The organism is Halomonas sp. BN3-1, from assembly GCF_003056325.1.
In the GTDB taxonomy this organism is placed as follows: domain Bacteria; phylum Pseudomonadota; class Gammaproteobacteria; order Pseudomonadales; family Halomonadaceae; genus Halomonas; species Halomonas litopenaei.
The window spans coordinates 275,712-298,535 of record NZ_PYVV01000001.1; the positions used below are offsets into that span (position 1 = coordinate 275,712).

Below are 22,824 nucleotides of genomic sequence, written 5' to 3' on the forward strand. Positions count from 1 at the left end.
TCCCCATGACGGAGAACCTTGATGCATCCCCCTCGACTGCTGCTCGGCGTCAACATCGACCATATCGCGACCCTGCGCCAGGCCCGCGGTACCCGCTATCCCGACCCGATTCAGGCGGCCCTGGTCGCCGAAGAAGCCGGCGCCGATGGCATCACCGTCCATCTGCGGGAGGACCGCCGTCATATCCAGGAACGCGACGTGCGCCTGCTGGCCGAGGTTCTCAACACCCGCATGAATCTCGAGATGGCCGTGACCGAGGAGATGCTGGCGCTGGCCGAAGAGGTACGTCCGGCCCACGTTTGTCTGGTGCCGGAGAAGCGCGAGGAGCTGACCACCGAAGGTGGCCTGGACGTGGTCGGCCAGTTCGACGCCATCGAAGCCGCCTGTCGCCGACTGGCCGCCGTGGGGGCAGAGGTATCGTTGTTCATCGATCCCGATCCGGATCAGATCGCCAGCGCCAGGCGCGCCGGTGCTCCGGCCATCGAGCTGCACACCGGCGCCTTCGCCGAGGCCGATAACGACAGCGATCGGGCTCGCGAGTACCAGCGCATCGTGGCCGCTGCCGAAATGGGCGTCGAGCTCGATCTGATCGTCAACGCCGGTCACGGCCTGCATTACCACAACGTCGAGGCCATCGCCGCCATCCCCGGCCTCAACGAGCTCAATATCGGTCACGCCATCATCGCCCGGGCGCTGTTCGTCGGCCTCAAGGAGGCGGTGGCAGAGATGAAGCGACTGATGCTGGCCGGCTACGAGGCGGGGCTGGTCGCAGCCATCGACGAATTTGAGCAAGAGCACGAGCATGAGCACGACCATCAGCACTGAAGTGTCGCCGATGTCAGCGCCGGCTCGAGGAGGCCTGTCTGTCGGGACCTTGCCAGGGAATACCGGGTCTGTCGGAGCCCTGGCATGATCCTCGGCATCGGCACCGATATCGCGCGGATCGAACGCTTCGATGCGGCCATTGCGCGCCATGGCGCGCGCTTCGCCGAGCGCATCCTGGGGCCGCTGGAAGCCGAGCGCTACACCGAGGCGCCACGGCCTTCGGCCTTTCTGGCCAAGCGCTTCGCCGCCAAGGAGGCCTGGCTCAAGGCACTGGGCACCGGTCTTCGCCACGGCATGCGCTGGACCGAGATACAGGTGGTCAACGATCCCCTGGGGCGGCCGGAGCTGGTGGTCTCGGGGGAAGCGCTACGTCTGGCCGACCAGGCGGGCGTCGGCGCCTGTCACCTGAGTCTCAGCGACGAGAGCGATGTGGCACTGGCCTTCGTGGTGCTCGAAAGGCGTTGATCGTTGCGGGGGGGGGGCTGCCCGAAGTGCGAGCGACAGTTGTCCGCGTCGGCTAAACCGGTCCCTTCAGTGGGGTTTCTCCGCTGTCCTGCTGCCAGCGCTCGACCTGGGTCATGGCCTGCTCCAGGGTGGGCAGCAGCGGACGAACCCCGTCGATCCCGCGTGAGCGAAGTCGGGTCTCGAGGGTTTCCACCAGCAGCGCCATGCGCGGCACACCGCAGTAGCGGCAGGCACCGTTGAGGGCGTGGATGGTATCGAGCAGGGCCTCTTCGTCCTCGGCCGCCAGCGCCGCCTCGATCTCTCGACGGGTCTCGTCCAGCGATGCCCCCAGGCTCGCCAGCAATTGCCTGGCCAGCGCTTCGCGCCCACCCGCCAGGCGGGTGCCCAGGGCGATGTCGATGTCGGGCAGGTCGTTGCCCTGGTCATCGCTGTTGTCACGGGGCTGGCCCTGGTCCTTGCCAAGGTTCTTGCCAAGGTTCTTGCCATGCTCCTTGCCTTGCTCCTTGCCATGGGCCTGGTCTCGGACGGCCGGTTCGACCGAGTCATCAGCGTCACTGGCGTCCTGTCGATACTTGTCGGTGACCGGCGAGTTCGGCGCCGTGGTCGTCTCCGTCAGGCCGCTGCCCAGCCTTTCTCTAAGCAGGCGGTCGAGGCACTCGGTGTCGAGTGGCTTGATCAGCACATCGTCCATGCCGCTTTGCAGAAGCGCTCGGCGCTGGTGTTCCAGCACGTGGGCGGTCACCGCGATGATCGGTCGCTTCGCCCAGGCGGGGCTGAGTTGGCGGATCGCCTGGGTCGTCTCCACACCGTCCATGCCACCCATGCGAATATCCATCATTACCATGTCATAGAGCTGCTGCTGGGCCAGCGCCAGGGCTTCTTCCCCACTGGTGGCCAGGGTCACGCGCCGCTCCGGGCCTTCCACCAGTTCTCGCAGCAGCAGGCGGTTGGTCTCACTGTCATCGACGATCAGCAGGCTGGCCATGGAGGTTTGCGTGTCCGGCGAAGGCGGTGGGGTCTGCGAGTTGTTCCACTGGGGCGGTGCAGCCGGGGCCGCTGTCGACGTCTCGTCGGGCACATAGGGCTGGCGAGACGGTAGCGCCGGCGGGGACGTCGGTGCAGGCAGGCTCGGCCTGTGGCGAGTACCGGCGAGGGCGCCCTCCACCGCTTCCGCCAGGGTCTGGCGAGCCAACGGCTTGGACAGTACGCTCGAGCCATCGGGCAGGCCCAGTCCGGGCACATCCGGAAGTCCTGCATTGATCAACAGCAGGGTGGGGCAGTTGCGCTGCCTGAGTCGTGCGCGCAGCTCGCCGATGCGGCCCTCTTCGAGCTCCTCGATGGCGATGGCTTCCAGTGCCAGCGCAGCCTGCTGAGGGCTCGCCACAACCCGGGCGTCCCACTGTTCGAGCATATGCAAAAGGGCCCTGCGGGTGGGGCCGTGGGGTTCCTCGACAAAGATCGAGGCCTGGTCGAGCGCCAGTTCGGGCGCACGCACCTGGCTTGCGGTGCTGGTCAGGGGCAGGGTGAAGTGGAAGGTGGAGCCGTGGTCGAGGGTGCTGTCAACGCCGATGGTGCCGCCCATCTGCTCGATCAGCTGCCGCGAGATGGCCAGCCCCAGGCCGGTGCCGCCGTACTGGCGACTGTGTCCGGCGGTGGCCTGGCGGAAGGCCTGGAACAGCCGTCGCTGCTGGCTGTCACTGAGGCCGATGCCGGTATCGCTGACGCTGATGCGCAGGGTGAAGCGCTCGTGGCGGGACTGTTCGACCATGACCCGCACGATGATCTCGCCGCGGTCGGTGAACTTGATGGCATTGTTGACCAGGTTGGTGATGATCTGGCGCAGTCGCAGCGGATCACCGGTGATTTCCGCCGGTACGTCGTCATAGATCAGGCTGAGCAGCTGCAGGCCCTTCTGCTGGGCCAGTGGCGCCTGCAGCCCCAGCACCTCGTCGACCAGCGACTGGAGGTCCACCGGCACCTGTTCCAGCACCAGACGACCGGCTTCCAGCTTGGAGAAGTCGAGCACATCGTTGACCAGCGACATCAGGTTGTCGCAGGCCCGTTGCACCTGGTCGAGCCACTCGCGCTGACGCGGGTCCAGCGACGAGCGCCCCAGCAGCCGGCAGAAGCCGATGATGCCGTTGAGCGGCGTGCGGATCTCATGGCTCATGTTGGCCAAAAACTCCGACTTGACCCGGTTGGCCTCCACCGCCTGGCGATGGGCCATGTCGAGCTCGATGTTCTGCACCTCGATGGTCTCCATGGACTCCTGAAGTTCCGAGGTGGCGTGTTCGATCTGCTGCTGCAGGTCTTCGCGCGCCCGCGCCTGGTGGTCGATCAGGGCGTTGACCCGGCGCCCCAGCTCGGCCAGCTCCAGCGGGTGGTCCAGCGGCAGGTGGTGGGGCTGACGACCGGCGGCCAGCTGGTCGAGCAGGTGGGCGATGTCATCCAGCGGCTGGGTCAGGCGGCGGCCCAGGGTGAAGGCCACCAGAAACAGCAGAAGGCCGCAGACCAGCAGGATCATGGCGCCCCTGGCGATATCGCTGTAGGTGGCGAGCAGCAGCAGCGAGGCGTCGATATCGAGGATCAGGTAGGCGCCGTCCACCGCTGTGATCGGCGTCGTCAATACCCACTGGCGATAGTGCTGGGTCAGCAGCCCCTGGCCGGGAGCCTCGACGTTCAGGGCTTCGGCCCGCAGCCGACCGAGTTCAAGCACCACCTGATCCTGCTGCACCAGGCGCAGGGCACGGACGCTGGGAATATCCATCAGGCGATTGGCAGCCGCCTGAACGCCGGCGATATCGTCCAGCGACAGGGCTTCGCCCATCTCCGGGGCCACCAGCCGGGTGGCGGTAGAGAGGTTTTCTTCCATGGCGGCCTCGCGCAGGCCATGGTCCTGATACAGGGCGAGACTGATCGCCAGCCCCAGCAGCAGCAGCGGCAGCCCCACGAGGGCTAGCATCAACCGTGTTCTCAAACTCATAGGCGCTGCGTTCCTGGCCGGGAATAGGCGCGGACGAAGAGCGGCCACCGCCGCCTCGTACGTCTCCATGTCACCCCATGGGACCATGCCTGTCCAGTGGCGAGGGGCGTCGATATAATGGCGTCAGATGACGTTACAAGGAAAGTCTTATGGAATTCCCCTACCTCGACCAGCTGGTCGGCAAGACCCCGCTGGTCCGCCTCAAGCGCATCAGCGCCGGGCGCAACAATGTGCTGCTGGCAAAGCTCGAGGGTGACAATCCGGCGGGCTCGGTCAAGGATCGGCCGGCCCTGTCGATGTTCGACGAGGCCGAAAAGCGCGGCGAGATCGCCCCCGGCGACACCCTGATCGAAGCGACATCCGGCAATACCGGCATCGCCCTGGCCATGGTCGCGGCGATGAAGGGCTATCGCATGGTGCTGATCATGCCGGAGAACGCCTCCAGCGAGCGCAAGCAGGCCATGGCGGCCTATGGTGCCAGGCTGATCGAGGTCAGCAAGGAAGGCGGCATGGAAGAGGCCCGGGACCTGGCCGATACCATGGTCGCCCGAGGCGAGGGCAAGTCGCTGGACCAGTTCGCCAATCCCGACAACCCGCTGGGTCACTATCGCACCACCGGCCCCGAGCTGTGGCAGCAGACCGACGGTCGGATCACCCACTTCGTCAGCTCCATGGGGACCACCGGCACCATCATGGGGGTGTCGCGTTACCTGAAGGAGCAGCGCGCCGACATCGAGATCATCGGCCTGCAGCCCGAGGACGGCGCCAGCATCGCCGGGATACGTCGCTGGCCCGAGGCCTACCTGCCGAAGATCTTTGAACCCCAGCGGGTCGATCGGGTACTGGACATCGGCCAGCACGAGGCTGAAGAACACATGCGCCGACTGGCCCGGGAAGAAGGAATCCTGGCGGGGGTGTCCTCGGGAGGCGCCCTGGCCGGGGCGCTCAGGGTGGCCGAAGAGGTCGAGAACGCGGTGATCGTGTTCATCGTCTGCGACCGGGGGGACCGTTATCTCTCCACCGGTCTGCTGGCGCCGGAGTCCTGAGGTGGCTGGACTGGGAAAACGCCGCCCGCCGCGTCAGCGCTCCGGTGTCTCGGGGCTTGCTCACAAGCGCCCGTCGGACACTCGCCGGGCCTACCAGACCGACACGTCCGATGAGCTGCCCGACGAGCTCGAGATTCAGGGGCTGTCCCACGATGGCCGCGGGATTGCCCGTTCGCCCGCCGGCAAGACCCTGTTTGTCGAGGGGGCCTTGCCCGGCGAGCGGGTCAGGGTGGCGGTGCATCGCACCCGCAAGCGCTACGACGAGGCCCACCTGCGTGAGTTGATCGAGGCCGCGCCGACCCGGGTGACGCCGCCCTGTCCCTACATCGAGCGCTGTGGCGGCTGTGATCTGCAGCATCTGGAACTCGACGCCCAGCGTCGTCACAAGGCCGTCGTACTGTCGGAGCTGCTGGCCCGTCAGGGCGTCGAGGTCGACCTCGAACGCATCGAGGTGCTGGCCAGTGATGACGTCGCCTATCGCCGCCGTGCTCGGCTGGGGGTCAGGGTCGATGCCGACGGCGGCATCCATCTGGGCTTTCGCGCCAGGCGCAGTCACCGGCTGGTATCGGTGGAGAGCTGCACCGTTCTGGTGCCGGAGCTGTCGTCGCTGCTGGCACCGTTGCACCAGCAGCTGGCGAGCCTCGAGGCGCCACGCCAGGTCGGCCATCTGGAACTGCTGGCCAGCGACGGCCAGGTGACCCTGGTGATCCGCCAACTGCGCGAGCAACCCGCGGACCTGGCACGCTGGCGTGCATGGGCCGATGAGCGAGGCATCGCCGTCGGCGTGCTGGCAGGCCGTGAACAGGTTCGCTTCGAGTGGCTGGTGACCCCGCCCCGACGACTCCAGGTGACGGTCCCGTCTGCGCGTGGCCCGCTCAGCCTCGGCGTCGGACCGAGCGACTTCCTGCAGGCCAACGCCCAGGTCAACCAGCGCATGATCGAGACCGCGCTGGATTGGCTGGGAACACCTCGCCGGGTCGATGAACCCCTGCTGGATCTGTTCGCCGGGATCGGCAATTTCAGCCTGCCGCTGGCGGCGTCGGGCTACGCGGTGAGCGCGGTGGAAGGCTCGCCGGAGATGACCTCACGCCTGGCCGACAACGCCGCGGGCGCGGATTTGGACGTCGCTGCCCTCCAGGGCAACCTGCATGACGAAGGGCAGGTGGCGAGGCTGTTGCGTACCCATGATGCCGAGGTGGTGGTACTGGACCCACCGCGCGAAGGGGCCGAGGCGCTGTGCCGGGCACTGGCCAAAAGTACGGTGTCCCGGGTCTTGTATATTGCCTGTGATCCCGCCACGCTTTCTCGCGATGCGGCACACTTGTTGCAGGGGGGTTATTGTCTGCAACGGGTCGCCATGGCGGACATGTTCGTGCACACCTCGCACCTCGAGTCGATGGTACTGTTCGAACGCCAGGGGCCGTCGCCACGCCAAGGAGTCAGGAAAGATGGTTAAAGTGCGGGAAGACCAGCCGTTGACCGCGGATGGTCGGGTCGATATCGATCAGTGGGTCGCGCGGCTGCAGGACGACGTCAAGCTGGCCGACGCCGGTGAACTGGTCGAGGCCTGCCAGCTGGCGCAGTCGCTGGAGCAGGCCTCCGAGCGGCCCCACAAGTCCTGGTTGAAGGACGGCTCGAGCTTTCGCATGGGCCTCGAGATGGCCGATATCCTCGGTGAGCTGCGCCTGGATCAGACCGCCATCGAAGCCGCCGTGCTGTATCGCGCGGTGCGTGAGAACCTGATCAAGCCCGAGCAGGTGGCCAAGCGTTTCGGCCGCGAGGTGGCGAGCCTGATCGAAGGCGTGCTGCAGATGGCCGCGATCAGCAATACCCAGGCCACCACCGCCGGCCTGCAGCAGCAGGATCAGCAGGACAACCTGCGCAAGATGCTGGTCAACATGATCGACGACGTCAGGGTGGCGTTGATCAAGATCGCCGAGCGCACCTGCGCCCTGCGCCAGGTCCGCGATGCCCCGCGCGAGAAGCAGGTGCGGGTGGCCCGCGAAGTGTTCGACATCTATGCCCCGCTGGCCCACCGCCTGGGCATCGGCCACCTCAAGTGGGAGCTCGAGGACCTGTCCTTCCGCTACCTCCACGAGGACGACTACAAGACCGTCGCCCGGCAGTTGGCCGAGAAGCGCCTGGATCGCGATCGCTACATCCAGGAGGTGGTGGAGACCCTGAAGTCGCTGATGTCGGCCCAGGGCATCCACCAGTTCCAGGTGGACGGTCGGGCCAAGCACATCTTCTCCATCTGGCGAAAGATGAAGCGCAAGCGCATCGACTTCTCCCAGGTCCACGACGTACGCGCGGTGCGCATCCTGGTGCCCACGGTGCAGGACTGCTACACCATGCTCGGCATCGTTCACTCGCGCTGGCACACCGTGCCCGATGAGTTCGACGACTACATCGCCAACCCCAAGAAGAATGGCTACCAGTCCCTGCATACGGCGGTCATCGGCCCCGAGAACAAGGTGCTGGAAATCCAGATCCGCACCTTCGCCATGCATGAAGAGGCCGAACTCGGGGTCTGCGCCCACTGGCGCTACAAGGGCCACGATACCAATGCCCGCAGCGACAGCTACGAGGAAAAGATCGCCTGGCTGCGTCAGGTGCTCGAGTGGCACGAGGAGATCGGCGAATTCGGCGACCTGCGCGAGGGCCTGACCAGCGACGTGGCGCCGGATCGCATCTATGTGTTCACCCCGGACGGTCACGTCATCGACCTGCCCAGGGTCGCCACCCCCATCGACTTCGCCTACCGCGTGCACACCGAGGTGGGCCACCGCTGTCGCGGCGCCAAGGTCAATGGTCGCATCGTGCCGCTGACCTACAAGCTCAAGACCGGTCAGCAGGTCGAGATCCTCACCGCCAACAAGAGCGCCCCGAGCCGTGACTGGCTCAACCCCAACCTGGGCTTCGTGCGCACCTCCCGGGCCAGGGCCAAGATCCAGTCCTGGTTCAAGCACCAGGCGCGTGACCAGAACCTGGAAGAGGGCAAGGCGCTGTTCGAGCGCGAGATGAAGCGTCTCGACGTCCACGACATGGACCTCGCCACCCTGGCCCAGAAGGTCAACTACGCCAATGCCGACGACATGTACGCCGCGCTTGGTGCCGGCGACCTGCGTATCGGTCAGGTGCTGCACCAGGCCCAGCAGCTGTTCGGCGACAGCGACGAGCAGGAGCACCTCGACCGGCTGCTGGCCAAGCCGCGTCAGAAGCCGGCCAAGACCCCGGACGGCGAGATTACCGTGCTGGGCGTCGGCAACCTCAAGACCAACATGGCCAACTGCTGTCATCCGGTCCCCGGCGAGCCGATCGTCGGCTTCATCACCCAGGGCCGTGGCGTGTCGATCCATCGCCAGGACTGCCCCAACATCCTGCAGCTCAGGGTCGACGAGCCCCAGCGGGTGATCGAGGTGGAGTGGGGCGCGCGCTCCAGCAGCCAGTACCCGGTGGATATCGAGATCCAGGCCTGGGACCGCTCCGGTCTGCTGCGCGACGTCACCGCCGTGCTCGGCCAGGACAAGGTCAACGTGCTCTCGGTCAACACCCTGACCAACACCGACGACGGCATCGCGCGCATCTCGATCACCGCCGAGGTGGACGGCCTGGAGACCCTGGGCCGGCTGTTCTCCCGCATCCAGCAGCTGCCCAATATCATCGAGGTCAAGCGCAAGCGCGGTCAGGGAGGGCGTCGCACATGAGCCGGCGCTATTCCATCGATGACCTGCTGACCCTGATGTCGGTGCTGCGGGACCCCCAGCAGGGCTGCCCCTGGGACGTCAAGCAGCACTGGGACACTATCGTCCCCCACACCCTCGAGGAAGCCTACGAGGTCGCCGACGCCATCGAGCGACGCGCCTTCGACGAGCTGCCGGGGGAGCTCGGCGACTTGTTGTTCCAGGTGGTCTACTACAGCCAGTTCGGCAGCGAGGAAGGGCGTTTCGATTTCCATGACGTGGTGCACACGCTGACCGACAAGATGCTGCGTCGCCATCCCCACGTGTTTCCCGAAGGCACCCTTGAATCCCGCCGCCAGGGCGTCAGTGCCGCCGAGGTCGAGACCCGCCAGGTCCACTCCCGCTGGGAGGCGCTCAAGGCCGAGGAACGGGAAGGGCGCAGCGGCCCGCAGCAGGGCGAGGCCGAAGCGGTGGTTTCTGTCTCGGCGCTGGATGACGTGCCGCGGACCCTGCCGGCGCTTAGTCGCGCCGCCAAGCTGTCCAAGCGCGCGGCCCGGGTGGGCTTCGACTGGCCGGACACCGACGGGGTGCTCGACAAGCTCGAAGAGGAGCTGGGTGAGATTCGCGAGGCGCTGTCGGCCGGGGATCGCGACCACGCCGCCACCGAGGTGGGCGACCTGCTGTTCGCCACCGTCAATCTGGCGCGCACCCTGGGCGTCGACCCGGAAGCCTGCCTGAGAGGCACCAATCAGCGCTTCGAGAGCCGCTTTCGCCATATGGAGCGGTCCCTGGATGCCCAGGGCACGCCACTCGGCCGGGCCTCGCTGGAGCGCATGGAAGAGCACTGGCAGCAGGCCAAGCGTGCCGAACGCGCCGAGCCGTCCGATCCGTTCGATCCGACCATGGACTGACGAGGCCGGCCAGACCCTATCGATAACAAGGCGGGGCCGCACGCTCGGGACCCGCTGGACACCACACCCAAGGAGACCCCATGAGCCACGATCTGCACGAATCCTTGCGCGATAACGTCCGCATCCTCGGCGACAGCCTGGGACGCACCATCGCCGATGATCTCGGACCCGAGTTCGTGTCACGCATCGAGACGATTCGCGGACTGGCCAAGCGGGGCCGCCAGGGCGAAGAGGCCGGCCAGCAGGAGCTGATCGAGTACCTGCGCCGGCTGCCGGAGAAGGACCTGCTGCCGGTGACCCGGGCGTTCAACCAGTTCCTCAACCTGGCCAACATCGCCGAGCAGCACTACCGTGCCCGCTTTCGTCGGGTCGAGGACTACAAGCCGGGGATGCAGCCGGTGCTCGGTGAGCTGCTCGAGCGCGCCCGGCGCGAGGGCCACTCGTCGCGCACCCTGGTCGAGACGCTGGCCAACATGCGCGTCGAGCTGGTGCTGACCGCCCATCCCACCGAGGTCATCCGGCGCACCCTGATCCAGAAGTACGACGCCATCGATGACTGCCTCAGCGCCATCGAGTCCTCCAGCGAGTACCCCGAGCGTGCGGCCCGGGCCAAGGGGCGGCTCGAGGAGCTGATCAGTCAGGCCTGGCACACCGACGAGATCCGACACGACCGGCCGACCCCGGTGGACGAGGCCAAGTGGGGCTTTGCGGTGATCGAGAATTCGCTGTGGCAGGCGGTGCCGGACTTCCACCGGGACCTGGATAACCTGCTGCTGGAAAGCGCCGGCGAGCGTCTGCCGCTGGACGCCGCGCCGCTGCGTTTCGCTTCCTGGATGGGCGGCGATCGCGACGGCAACCCCAACGTCACTGCCCGGGTCACCCGGGAGGTGCTGCTGCTGGGCCGCTGGATGGCGGCGGACCTGTACCTGCGTGATCTCGAGCAGCTCAAGATCGAATTGTCCATGTGGAGCACCAACAGTGCCCTGCGTGCCGAGGTCGGCAACGTCGCCGAGCCCTATCGCGAGCTGCTCAAGCGTCTGGTGGCGAAGGTCGAGGCCACCCGCGACTGGGCCAAGGCCGAACTCGACGGCAAGAGCTATGACGGCGGGCCGATCATCGAGACCCGGGACCAGCTCTATGCGCCGCTGCTGGCCTGCTACCGTTCGCTGTGCGACGTCGGCCTGGACACCATCGCCAACGGTGTGCTGCTCGATACCCTGCGCCGTGTGGCGGTATTCGGCGTCACCCTGACCAAGCTCGACCTGCGCCAGGAGGCCAGCCGCCACGCCTTGGTGATGGAAGAACTGACCCACGACCTGGGCCTGGGCAACTACCGCGAATGGAGCGAGGAGCAGCGTCAGGCCTTCCTGCTGGCGGAGCTCGAGTCGACCCGGCCGCTGATCCCGCGGCGTTGGGAGTGCTCCGCCGAGACCCGTGAGACCCTGGACACCTTCCAGGTGGTCGCCGCCGAGCACGGCGAGGCGCTGGGCACCTACATCATCTCCATGGCCGCGCAGCCCTCGGACGTGCTCACCGTGGCGCTGTTGATGAAAGAGGTGGGGGGCCGTGTCGGCATGCCCATCGCACCGCTGTTCGAGACCCTGGACGACCTCAATCGCGCCGGCGACGTCATCGATCGGCTGCTGGCGCTGCCCGGCTACCGCCAGTTCGCCGGTGATAGCCAGGAGGTGATGATCGGTTACTCCGATTCGGCCAAGGACGCCGGCCAGCTGGCGGCGGCCTGGGCCCAGTACCGCGCCCAGGAGGCGCTGGTCGATGTCTGCGAAAGCCACGGTGTCGACCTGACCCTGTTCCACGGCCGCGGTGGCACCGTGGGCCGTGGCGGCGGTCCGTCCCACGCCGCCATCCTGTCCCAGCCCCCAGGCTCGGTGAACGGCAGCCTCAGGGTGACCGAGCAGGGCGAGATGATCCGCTTCAAGTTCGGCCAGCCCGATATCGCCCTGCGCTCCATGGAGATCTACGCCTGCGCGGTACTGGAGGCGTCGCTGCTGCCGCCGCCCAAGCCCAAGCCGGCCTGGCGCGACGAGATGGACCGCCTGGCCGAGATCGCCCACGGTGCCTACGTCGGTGTGGTGCGCCAGGACCCCGATTTCGTGCCGTACTTCCGTGCCGTCACACCGGAAGGGGCGCTCGGTCGCCTGCCGCTGGGCTCACGGCCGACCAAGCGGCGTCAGGACGGTGGCGTCGAGACCCTGCGCGCGATCCCCTGGATCTTCGCCTGGACCCAGATCCGCCTGATGCTGCCGGCCTGGCTCGGCACCGGCGAGGCCTTCGCCACCCGCCTGGCCGAGCCCGGCGGACTCGAGGTGCTGCAGGAGATGCGCGAGCAGTGGCCGTTCTTCGGCACCTACCTGGACATGCTCGAGATGCTGCTGGCCAAGGCCGACGTGGAGCTGGCCGCCTACTATGAGCATCGCCTGGTGGACGAGCCGAGCCTGGAGGCCCTGGGCAACCGCCTGCGCGAGCGTTTCGGCAAGCTCAACGAGGAGCTTCTGAAGATCCTCGATCAGCAGGAGCTGCTCGAGAAGACGCCGCTGATTCGCCAGGCCATCGAGGTGCGAAACCCCTACATCGATCCGCTGCATGGCTTGCAGGCCGAGCTGCTGCAGCGTAACCGCGACGCCGACGGCGCCATCAGCGCGGACCTGTCCCGCGCCCTGATGGTGACCATGGCGGGGATCGCCGCTGGCCTTCGCAACACCGGCTGACGCCACCGCGAGCGATACCCTGAACACCCAGCGCCCGGCCAGATGGCCGGGCGCTGGCGTCTTGGGTGGCCCGCACATACCGGGTACCTCGGTGGGGAACTTGTGTGGGCGTCTGCATAGGCATGCATCAGGCGTGCAACAGGCGTGCAGTACGAGGCCGTCTTTTCACAAGCCTTCCCAGGTGTGGTCCGTGCCCCGTCATGGGCGCCTTCTCGATGTCGAAAAAGGAAGGTCCCGATACAGATAACCGCTAGTCCCATCAAACCAGACAGGCCCGGTGGCGGTTCCATTGTTCAGCCGTTCCCAGCTACGACCATAATCGTGGCTGACGTAGGAAACGTTGTAGACGGGTAAATCTCCACGTTCGTTCTTGAAGCTTCTACCATTGATGACGATGAGGCCGCCCGGCCCGGTAACGAAATATTCCTGGCCAAGATTGGTATTGGGTTGAGGTCTAAACAAGGTAAAGACACCAAAATCGTGGAGATGCTCGAAGTCCTCACCATCCCAGCGTAGTACCTGAGCGGAGCGTGAGTCGCTGCCTCGCTCTGGCCGCTCCCCTTCGAAGGCCAGGATCAGCAGGTCGCCGTTGTCCAGAAAGCGCAAGCTGCGAATGGCGTAGCCTTCCAGGCGGGCAACTTCCCGCCAGCCCTGAGTACCGGTGTTGTCCGCCGACAGTCGATATATCGGACTGTATCCCGGTTTTTCGCCCACCGCGGGGAAGTAGCCGCTGAGGAAGATATCGTTGGTGGTAGGCTGATGAATAAAGCTCTTTAGTATATATCGATTGAAATGATCGAGCCGCGTGTAGCCTGTGGGCAGGTGGCGTTCTGTCCAGGTATGCCCACCATCGTATGTCTCGAAGAAGATGCTTCTCTGGTCTGGCAGAAGATAGCCGTGACGTTGATCAATAAACAGTGGTTCATAGTGATAAATGGGATCGGCATCATCGGATAGCGCCGGCATGGACCGTGGCTCGAAGCGGCCGCTAGGTACCTGAATATTGTATAGCTGGAAATCCTTATCCAGATGGTCTGCTGGATTGCTACCGATGACGACGGAATAGACCATGTTGTCGATCAAGCGGGATCTTGCTGTAAAGGCGTACTGTAGGTCGTCCCGTTGATTGGGAAGAAAGTTAAAGCTATTCTCGACGGTGTTAAGCGTGAAAGCTCTTGCCGGTTGGTCGAGATTGATAGGACCCGTATATTTGTCAGTTTTTCTACCGAAGAATAAGGTGGCATCGGGCAGGATCATTCTTTCTGTTGTGTTATAGGTTTTTCTCTCGGCCCTTTTCATATACTGCGTGGGTAGCTGCGGGATGTCGAATTCTTCCCATGGATCAAAAAGGTTCATACTGTCTCCAACCCAATATACAACGGTGAGTCCCAAGATAGCCGCAGCGACTTTATTTTTTGTTTTTTTCAGTACCATGATGTCAGTCTCTCGATCGCTTTGTCCATCAGCTCGTTGGCGCTTTCCCTGGCGCGATCCCATGTCGTGGAGAGATTCTCTCCGCCTCTCTCTATCAGCTCTGGAAGTACTTCTTCACTGACCTTGATGACCTGATCCCATGTGTTGGGATCCAGAAACTCCTCAACATTCGGCATGGTACCGATCTTCATCAGATCACTCAGGGGGAGATCGGCAAGGCCGGCGTCGATATAAGCGTCAACATGGGTGGCAAACGCTACATCACGAAATATTTCACTTTCCAACTCTAGCTCATAGGCCATAATTCCAATGGTAATATCATCGTTATTTTGAGAAATGATGATATCTGTTGAGCCGGGAATCATGTTCTTCTGAATGGCTTCATCCAGGTAGACTTGCAAGTTGGATCTGGCCTGCGCCATCCACTGCTTACCTTTAGGACTCAATCGTGGCAGCAGGTAGGCAGCGTATCGACTACAGTAGTAGTAGCCGTAGTGGGTATAGTAGTCGGGGGGAAGGTGCCCACACCCCACGTGACGTGCCCAGAAATTGCCGTAGCGTGACCACCCCACGATACACTCGGGATCGAGTAGTTCGTCATGGTGCTTTAGCACCCTCTCCACGATGATCCTGTCTTTCAAGCTCCTGCTCAGTACATTTTCAGAGTTGTCGGTGGACGGCCCAAACACGACATCACGCAGTGCATAGTAGACGTCATCGACGAGAATTAAAGTTTCAAGGAACTCATCGAGTCTTACGCCGGTCTTGTCGACACCATCTTCCTGTGGGAAGGAAATCGGTGGAGCATCCTGCGGGCCATTCTGACGAAGGTAGCGAAGTTGGCCAAACATTAGCGGTTCTTAATAATAGTTGCATTGGCCATAAATGCTGTCGCTGGCGCGGGGGACCTGTTTATCACAGAGGGTGGTCGCGACCCTGGTTGGGCGTCGGGAGCCATTGGTGGTCAACATCGTATTTGCGCTGCCGGTAACGCGGAGAGTGTCATGGTCGCTCATGGCCGATTTTTTCCCAGTATTTCGATGGAGGCGCTTTCGGGGACTTGTGAATCCAGAATACTGGTGTTTCCTGCCTCATCGGAAATACCCTCCATCACGGATCCATCGGCCTTGGTAATGCGGTAGCGCATGTTGCTGGCGGCGATGTCAGTGTCTTGCCAGTGTAGGGTGAAGCGTTTTTCGTAACTGCCCGTACCTTCGGGAAAGTCCTTGAACGTGTGGGCGAGTCCGGTAGGGCCACTGAACGTCTTGTTGGCACCCTTGATGTCGATACGTTGTGGCGCATGGATCTCGATATTACCGTCGGCAAGTCGGATATAGGCGTCACCGCTGGTCAGCAGGATGTGTTTCTTGCCGGCTACAATGATGGCATCGTCGGTGGAGGAGAGTCGCAAGGCGTGCTTGGCTTGAAGCTCCATCTCGTCCTGCTGTGCCTGGATATCCACGCGACCGCCGGCGGCGATCAGCTTGATGCCTGCACGATGAACAAATAGTGAAAGCTTGTCCGCGATGCTGGCCAGCAGGCTCTTTCCAGTGGCGATATTGACATCCTCACCCGTAGAGATCGTCATCTGTTGAGCGCTATGGAGATGTGTGCTGGCCGGCGTGGTAGTAGCGATACCATCCGGGGCACTGATCAGGACAAGGGCATCGTTGAATCCGGGAGTTTTCCCGCGACCACCACTACGAATGGCTTGCTGGGTATCGCCTGCACCACGGTGATCATGGCTGGTGTTGCCTTCAGTAGCTTCACCTTCGCCATAGCGGAAATCTGCGTTGCGATGGAAGTCTTCAAGAGCGTCGGTGCCGGCTAGAGCCTCGGCGTCGTGATGTTTGGCAACGTCTGACAGGGTCTTGTTGAGCTCGTGGGCGTTCTTCAGCTGCTCCCAGGCGTGTTCGGCGTCGAGCTGTGCACCTTGGGCTGCGGGTTGCCCCCAGCTGGAGAGGTAGAGTCCGTGCCGAGCACGAATAGCACCATAGGCATCGGTGCGAAGTTCAAAGCCGGTACCTCGACGAAGGCCCCGGGTGTTTTGCTGGTGGTCTATCAGGTATCCCAGGTTGAGTTGGGTGTCGGACTCGCTACTGGCGAGTTGGGTACGCAACTGCCCCGTTGCATCGTCCATCACCATTTGGTTGTAGCCACTTCCACGGATTTCCTTGGTTCTAATCCCGCTCATGATTCCAGTTGAATGCCAACGAGGCTGGTGGCCGCCGTAGAGTTGTCCCAGGACCACTGGACGGTCGAGATGCTGGTCCATGAAGCCGACCAGGACTTCCTCGCCTGCGCGGGGAATATTGACAGAACCCCAGCCGTTGCCGCTGCTGGCGTGCATGACTCGAAGCCAACAGGAACAGAGGGCGTCATCAGGGCTTAAACGGTCCCAGTGAAATCGAACATGGATGCGGTTTAGACGGTCGGTGTAGACCTCATGTCCGGGAGGGTTTACCACTACGGCGGTCTGCAAGCCGATGTCGGGTCGCCTGTGATCAGGAGGGCTTCGGAAGGCAACGTCCTGGCGCTGGCACTCGAGCCTACTCAGGAAGAAGCCATGGCTCAAGGCACGTCGATGATGCGCTTCGCTATCGTCACCGTCACCTGGTAGTTGCTGGCGAGCTTCCTCCATCAAGCTACCAAGGCCGCCTGGGGCATCGCGCCTTTCATAGGCGATGGGGAGGTTACTTTCTGCGAACAGCTCGACGTCGATAACGCTGAACTGTCGATCTTCGGGTTGCCGGGAATCGAGTACGGGGTGGTCGCTCAGGGTGAAGCGCTGGCCGGCGGCCAATCGGCGGATGCCACCTATAGCCACGGCCCTGTGGCTTTCAGCTTCCTGTTGCTCCATACGCGTGCGCAGTAACCGAGAGGCGTACTGGGGATGGTTCCAGGCGTATTGCCCTTGATAGGAGTACCGCTCAAGAGCAGATAGAGTGGTACTGCCTGGCAAGGCCGGCTCGATGTGCTCAAGTGGATGCTGATGGTAGCGATAGTTGCGGCTGACGAAGTGGGTCTGACTTGAGTGTAGCCGATGTTGCTGGCACCACTGGACGATACTGTCCTCTGTCTGAGTGGAAGACTGGGTGTGAAAACGTATCGTAGATTGGGATGATTCTGGCAGTGTCCTCACGTCATCGGTGAAGACAATGGTGTGGTCCTCGCTGTCGTGAACGACGTACCAGAAAATGCCCTCATGTTCGCACCAACGCTGGACGAAGTTAAGGTCGCTTTCATTGACTTGGGCGAGATAGGTGTGGGTGGTGTAGTCGTGGCGTAGGTCGAAGCGATAGCATCCGTGTGCTTCTGGGTATCCCTCGAAGATGTTGGCAAGTACATCAATGATGGTGGTGTCCATCCAGATGCGGCAGTCTTCGCGGTAGTTCAGCAGTGCAATCCATGGTGCAAACACTAGCTGCCAGTCATGTAGACCTCCATCGGCACCGAGATAGCTCAGTGATTGGACAAGACCGTGTCGGTACGCTTGGTTGCCGTCTTCAAGGCGGATGGCAAGGCTGACCGGATGGCCGATCAACTTGCGTTCATCGATGCCAGCATCGTAGCTGATCAGGTCCAGAGTCCAGTAAGGGATGCGGCCGAGCCGTTCTTTTCCATGCAGGCGGTGGGCAAGCAAGCGGTTGGCGCCCAGAGGACTGGTAAATCGTAGCAGGCGGCCATTTTGGGTGGTTTCCACGACGAATTGATCGATTGGGGGTGGTGAAGAACAGTACGGTTCGTCGCTCATAGTGGGGGGCTCCTTGCCAATCATCCGCGTGACCTCTGCGACGGCTTATTCAATTCAAGCTTTGAAGTTTTCTCAGTGCGAAGGTGGCCCAGGGCTCACTATGGCAGTGATGGTTTGGGTATCTTGGTGAGTATCCAGCAGTAGCACCGGACCTTGACGCTGCTTTGCCAGGTGACAAGCAATGACCAATTGCACCACCGGACTGGCATCATTGAGTGATCTCGCGATATTCCTGACCGACCACAGATCGCTGACAGGGTTGAGGTCAGGAGACAGGTGTTGGATGTAATCGATCAGTTGGTCCAGGCGTTGGCCCGAAGGGTCTCCGTCCCAAGTGATAGCGCAAAGTCTAGCGGTCTCGGAGACTTGATCGAGTCCTTGAGAAGGTGGCAGGAGGGCGGCGAGTACACTCTGTGACTTAGGCGGCGAGTTACTGCGGGATGCATGTTGGTGACGTTCAGGTCGTCTGAGCGTTACGCCCAGGGACGGTGCGGTCATAGGCTCTTCGTTGGTCGCGCGTGCTGGCACCCGTCGTAGCCATAGCGTTGCGACTACGTCACTGGTAATCGAATGGGGGGGCTCAGAGGGTGGCGTCGGAGCGAGCATAATAAACTGGTGCAATGCGCAGGTATCGGTGCTCGAGGAAAGCGTGTCTTCCAGCCAGTTATCAAAGGTACTGGTAGTGACTTCCAGCCCCCTTTTTGGTTGGTTCTGGATGGGCCAGATGGCCAGAACATCATCGAGCCATTGGGTGGCAGTCACGCCTTCGGGGCATTGCAGGATGATCCGTGCGTCCGCCCAGCCAGGTGGGGAGGTGGTAAGTCTCGGCAGCAATAGCTGCAGCAGTTGGCGTGAGCGTGAGCGTTGCTCCAACGGGACGTTTTCTATCCCTCGCATAGGTGCCACACCGACATGATGTCTCTGGTCATCCCGAATTAGACTGTCGGGCACCACCTTGTCAGCTGCTGACGCCTCCTGGGTGATCAAGATGGTATTGATGTCGTCTTTGCCGCAGAGTAGCCAGGCATCGTCAACGATCAGATGCCGTGTATCCAGCGACAGGAGCGCTGCCTGTTCTGCCTGAGCGAGGGTACTGCGGCGTGGTCTCAAGCGGTCGTAGAGAGACGATCTATCGTTCACGTTGCCCCCTTAGATGATGCCGGTATCTGTTGACGAGGCAATCAAGGTGGCACCGCAGGAGCAGCGGTCGCCATGGCGCGCGACAGGTTTGCCATCCACGAGTGTGGTGTCATCACCGCTAGTGATGAAGGCTACTGAATGTCCGTCTGTTGGGCAGCTGACACGGTCGCCGACGCGGGCGACATGCCTGCCATTGACAAGGGTGGTGGCAGCACCCTCTAAGACGATGCCTCCGTGGGTCGTGCGATCCCCTTTCAAAACAATTGGTTGCATTAATCGAGCATTCCCGCGCTAAAGAAAAAAGGTGATAGACCAAATATCCGTCTGAATGCCAAAGGTACTAGAAGAAGCCAATGTTTAAGAAGTCGCTTATGTAGTAAGAACTGTGCGATCGCGCGTGTATGACGCGGAGATGGCGCTTTTGGAGTAGGAAGGTTATCGATTGTCCGACCGATCACGCTTGAGCCGTCGCATCAACCAAGACTGGCTGACGCCAAGGTCCTGGGCTGCCTTGCGGGTGCTGCCGGCGCGGGACAGAGCGTCATCGATGGCCTGGCGTTCGATCTCGGCCAAGCGCTCGGGCAGGGGGCGGGAATCGTCCAGCGGCAGCGACAGAGCACCGTCGCTTTGGCCGTCGTCTTGCCAGGAGCTCTTGCGCGAGCTGTTGAGGGAAACGCGGTCGGCAAGGCTAGCGGGCACAAGCTCCGGGTGGTCGAGGGCGAGATCGTCGATGCCGATGGTGTCGTCTTCACAGAACACGCTGAGGCGCTCGAGCAGGTTTTCCAGTTCTCGCACGTTGCCGGGCCAGGAGTGGTGGGTCAGCGCTCTCAGCGCGTCGCGCTCCAGGGTGATACGGCGCTTGTGGCGGCGGGATATCCTGGCCAGCAGCTGATTGGCCAGACCGGGGATGTCCTCGGCGCGCTCGCGCAGCGGTGGGATCTCGATGGGCACGATATTGAGTCGGTAGTACAGGTCGGCGCGGAAGCTGCCATCCCGCACCCGGGCGGACAGGTCGGCGTTGGTGGCGGCGACGATGCGTACCTCGGCCTTGCGCGGCTTGCCGCCCAGCGGGTGGTACTGACGTTCCTGAAGTAATTGCAGCAGTTTGGGCTGCAGCGTCAGCGGCAGTTCGCCTATCTCGTCGAGAAACAGGGTGCCGCCCTCGGCCAGGGCCACGTAGCCGACCCGCCCGTCGCGATGGGCGCCGGTGAAGGCGCCGCTCTCGTGGCCGAACAGCTCGGCTTCCAATAGGGCCTCGGGGATCGCCGCGCAGTTGACGTGAATCAGCGGCTTGTCCGAGCGCGGGCTGAACTGGTGCAGGCGATTGACCAGCCAGCTCTTGCCGACGCCGGTCTCGCCGCTGAGCAGCACCGTGGTGTCACTGGCGGCGGCGCGCTCGAGGCGCTCCAGACACCGGCGATAGCGTGGGCTGCGGCTGGACGAGGCGGGGCTGGCCTCCGTTGCTACCTGTTCCTGACGGATGCGCTTGAGCTGATGCATGACGTGATCGAGCAGCGCCTGGGTGGTGTCCGGCGAGCGCGAGGCCAGTACGTCGCGGTCCAGGTTGCGGGCCTGGACCAGCACCGCATCGGGTTCACCGGAAGGGTCGCCGCCCAGGTGAAACAGGCTGCCGTTGACCAGGTAGTCCTTGCCGCGATAACGGTGGACCACGCTGACCGGTCGCTGCTCCTCGATCACGAAGCGGGTGACCGAGGGCGAGAATACCCCTTCCTCCTCGAGCCGGTAGACGTCGCTCTGGTAGAGGTGCTCAGCGCTGGCATCGAGCTGTGACAGGCTCGCCTGGTTAACCCACAGCGGGCGTCCCTTGAGGTCGGTGATGAAGATGCCGTCCTCGAGGGCGTTGAGGATGGCCAGTAGCTGTCGGGGCATGAGTGGGCCGTGGTTCATCGAGGCTCCAGGCAGGGTCCAGAACGTCAATGGTGTGCCGGGAGCGCGTGTTAGTAAAGCCAGGCCGGCGCCTCACGGCGCCGGCCTGGTGGATCAGTGACAGCAGCGGTGACGGTGGGCTCAGGTCCCCAGCTTGCTGAACAGATAGCCCCACAGCGCGCCTGCGATGATCACGAACAGCACCATGATGCCCCACACCTGGCGGTATTCGCGCACCAGTTCGCGGGCGCCATCGGGACGGGCCAGGATGTCGCGGATGGTGGTGTCGGACAGTCGCCTTGCACGAATGTCGTCGAATACCTTGAGCTCGTACTCGGAAGGCTGGCTCTTCAGTCCCACCGCGATCAGCGCCAGGGTGCCGAGCAGGATGGCCACCTGCAGGTTGTCGATATGCAGCGGCAGGCTGATCAGGCCGTGGCGCTCGAGTTCGCCCACCACGATGAAGGTGATCGAGCCCACCAGCATGCAGGCCAGCGCGGCGTTGGCGTTCATCCGACGCCAGTGCATGGCGGCGACGATGGTCGGCAGCCAGGCCACGGCAAAGATCGCGCCGGCGTAGATCGAGATCCAGTAGATGCCCGCCGGGCGCGAGATCGCCACGGCGCACACTACCAGCGCTACCACCGCCTGGGAGATGCGGCCGAGTACCACGCCCTTGCGTTCGCTGACCTCACGGTCGAACAACTTCTCGTAGAGGTCGCGGGCCAGGGCGAAGCCGGTCAGCACGAACAGTGTCGAGGCGGTGGACATGATCGACGCCATCAGGCCGGCCAGGCCGATACCGGCCAGGGTCGGGTTGGTGTGTTCCATGAAGCCGACGATCATGGCGCGGTCGGTGGGCTCGATGCCGGGCTGGATCACCTGCATGGCGCTGGCCGCCAGAAACACCAGCAGCTGCATGGCAGGGGCGAAGAACACGCCGATCACCGCCACCTTGAGGATGACGAAGTCGTTCTTGGCCGGAAAGACGCGGGACACCAGCGCCGGGGTGCAGGCAAAGAACAGGATCCACACCAGGAACTGGGAGATCGACCAGCCCAGCGGGCGGTCGTTGGCGCCCCCCACGGTCCAGAAACCGGGCAGGGTCTCGCCGAGGCCCTTCATCGCCTCGAAGCCGGCGTCGCCGATCAACATCGGTGCGATGACGAAGGCGATGGCCAGCATGGTGAAGAACATCATGGTGTCGGTGTAGACCACCCCGTACATGCCGGACAGCGAGCAGAACGCCAGCAGCGCCAGGGTGAAGGCGACGATGATCACCGGGAAGGGGATATCGATGATCTCGGCCAGCACCAGGCCGGCGCCGATCAGCTGGATGATGCCGTAGCCGAGCAGGCCGATCACCATCAGGATCAGTGCGACCACGCTGACCCACTTGTTGTTAAAGCGGTAGTCGAAGAAGTCCATCATGGTGCGGCAGTTCAGCGCCTTCAGCTTGCGACCGATGAACACCACCGCGATCAGGGTCCCGACCCAGGCGCCGAAGGAGCCCAGCGCCGCGATCACCAGCGGGCCTTCGCTGTAGGAGATGCCGGCGATCCCCATCAGGGTCACGGCGCTGAGGAAGGTGGCGGCCAGGGTGCCGACGATCAGCAGCGTCGAGCCCTGCTCACCCATGACGTAGAAGTCGTCCTTGTTCTTGATACGGCGTGCCAGCAGGGCCGCCACCGCCACGTAGGCGGTCAGTACGATGGCGAAGATGGCCAGGGTCATGACAGGTCTCTCAGGTCAGTTGAAGTCTTGTTGTGGTTGGTGGTGTCGGCCGAGGAGGAAGCCGCCGCCTCGTCCTTCAGGCGACGAATGGTCGGCCGGTATTCGCGCAGCAGGATGACGCCGACGATGACCACCGACAGGGCGGTGGTCAGAAAGGCGTTGGCAAACAGCAGCAGCACATGGGAGTTGATGTCCATAAGGTATCTCTTGTTGTGAATGGCCTGAGCGTCCGG

Annotated in this window: 15 protein-coding genes; 7 read left to right on the forward strand and 8 right to left on the reverse strand. The window is 63.2% G+C overall.

From position 1 onward, the window contains the following. Window positions 1-21 precede the first annotated feature (21 nt). The gene (gene pdxJ, locus C9F12_RS01280) at window positions 22-825 is read left to right on the forward strand and encodes a pyridoxine 5'-phosphate synthase (protein ID WP_108132703.1); all 804 of its coding nucleotides are present in this window, start codon (window positions 22-24) and stop codon (window positions 823-825) included. An 84-nt stretch (window positions 826-909) separates the two neighbouring features. Further along, a complete protein-coding gene (gene acpS / locus C9F12_RS01285) occupies window positions 910-1,290 on the forward strand; it encodes a holo-ACP synthase (RefSeq protein WP_108132704.1) in 381 nt (126 codons plus the stop codon). A gap of 52 nt (window positions 1,291-1,342) precedes the next feature. Here the strand turns inward: acpS and C9F12_RS01290 are convergent, their stop codons facing one another. Continuing rightward, complete coding sequence (locus tag C9F12_RS01290; RefSeq protein ID WP_162816353.1) at window positions 1,343-4,252, reverse strand: ATP-binding protein; 2,910 nt, start codon at window positions 4,250-4,252, stop codon at window positions 1,343-1,345. A gap of 170 nt (window positions 4,253-4,422) precedes the next feature. Between C9F12_RS01290 and cysM the strand changes: the two genes are divergently transcribed. From cysM to ppc, 5 genes are all read left to right on the forward strand, one after another. Beyond that, window positions 4,423-5,319, forward strand: coding sequence for a cysteine synthase CysM (cysM, locus tag C9F12_RS01295; protein ID WP_045993187.1), 897 nt, complete (start codon window positions 4,423-4,425; stop codon window positions 5,317-5,319). A 1-nt stretch (window position 5,320) separates the two neighbouring features. Then, entirely contained in the window at window positions 5,321-6,775 is a 1,455-nt protein-coding gene (locus tag C9F12_RS01300) for a TRAM domain-containing protein (protein WP_108447699.1), read from the forward strand. Next, complete coding sequence (gene relA / locus C9F12_RS01305; protein WP_045993189.1) at window positions 6,768-9,026, forward strand: GTP diphosphokinase; 2,259 nt, start codon at window positions 6,768-6,770, stop codon at window positions 9,024-9,026. The genes C9F12_RS01300 and relA overlap by 8 nt, the downstream gene beginning before the upstream one ends. Then, a complete protein-coding gene (gene mazG / locus C9F12_RS01310) occupies window positions 9,023-9,913 on the forward strand; it encodes a nucleoside triphosphate pyrophosphohydrolase (RefSeq protein ID WP_108447700.1) in 891 nt (296 codons plus the stop codon). The genes relA and mazG overlap by 4 nt, the downstream gene beginning before the upstream one ends. A gap of 80 nt (window positions 9,914-9,993) precedes the next feature. Continuing rightward, complete coding sequence (gene ppc, locus C9F12_RS01315; protein ID WP_045993191.1) at window positions 9,994-12,642, forward strand: phosphoenolpyruvate carboxylase; 2,649 nt, start codon at window positions 9,994-9,996, stop codon at window positions 12,640-12,642. Between the two features lie 198 nt (window positions 12,643-12,840). Here ppc and C9F12_RS01320 read toward each other — a convergent pair whose 3' ends face one another. From C9F12_RS01320 to C9F12_RS01350, 7 genes are all read right to left on the reverse strand, one after another. Further along, window positions 12,841-14,076 carry a hypothetical protein gene (locus C9F12_RS01320; RefSeq protein ID WP_162816354.1) on the reverse strand — a complete coding sequence of 412 codons (1,236 nt, stop codon included), beginning with the start codon at window positions 14,074-14,076 and terminating at the stop codon, window positions 12,841-12,843. Next, window positions 14,067-14,927: a hypothetical protein gene (locus C9F12_RS01325; RefSeq protein WP_108447702.1), complete on the reverse strand. Its 861-nt coding sequence runs from the start codon at window positions 14,925-14,927 to the stop codon at window positions 14,067-14,069. The genes C9F12_RS01320 and C9F12_RS01325 overlap by 10 nt, the downstream gene beginning before the upstream one ends. Window positions 14,928-15,088: 161 nt before the next feature. Then, entirely contained in the window at window positions 15,089-17,830 is a 2,742-nt protein-coding gene (locus C9F12_RS01330) for a type VI secretion system Vgr family protein (protein ID WP_108447703.1), read from the reverse strand. A gap of 72 nt (window positions 17,831-17,902) precedes the next feature. Further along, window positions 17,903-18,970: a hypothetical protein gene (locus tag C9F12_RS22420; protein WP_162816355.1), complete on the reverse strand. Its 1,068-nt coding sequence runs from the start codon at window positions 18,968-18,970 to the stop codon at window positions 17,903-17,905. A 435-nt stretch (window positions 18,971-19,405) separates the two neighbouring features. Continuing rightward, window positions 19,406-20,878, reverse strand: coding sequence for a sigma 54-interacting transcriptional regulator (locus C9F12_RS01340; RefSeq protein ID WP_108447705.1), 1,473 nt, complete (start codon window positions 20,876-20,878; stop codon window positions 19,406-19,408). 120 nt (window positions 20,879-20,998) lie between these two features. Next, window positions 20,999-22,591, reverse strand: a complete 1,593-nt coding sequence (locus C9F12_RS01345) for a sodium:solute symporter family protein (protein WP_108447706.1) — start codon at window positions 22,589-22,591, stop codon at window positions 20,999-21,001. Next, window positions 22,588-22,788 carry a hypothetical protein gene (locus C9F12_RS01350; RefSeq protein WP_108447707.1) on the reverse strand — a complete coding sequence of 67 codons (201 nt, stop codon included), beginning with the start codon at window positions 22,786-22,788 and terminating at the stop codon, window positions 22,588-22,590. The genes C9F12_RS01345 and C9F12_RS01350 overlap by 4 nt, the downstream gene beginning before the upstream one ends. Window positions 22,789-22,824: the final 36 nt, after the last annotated feature.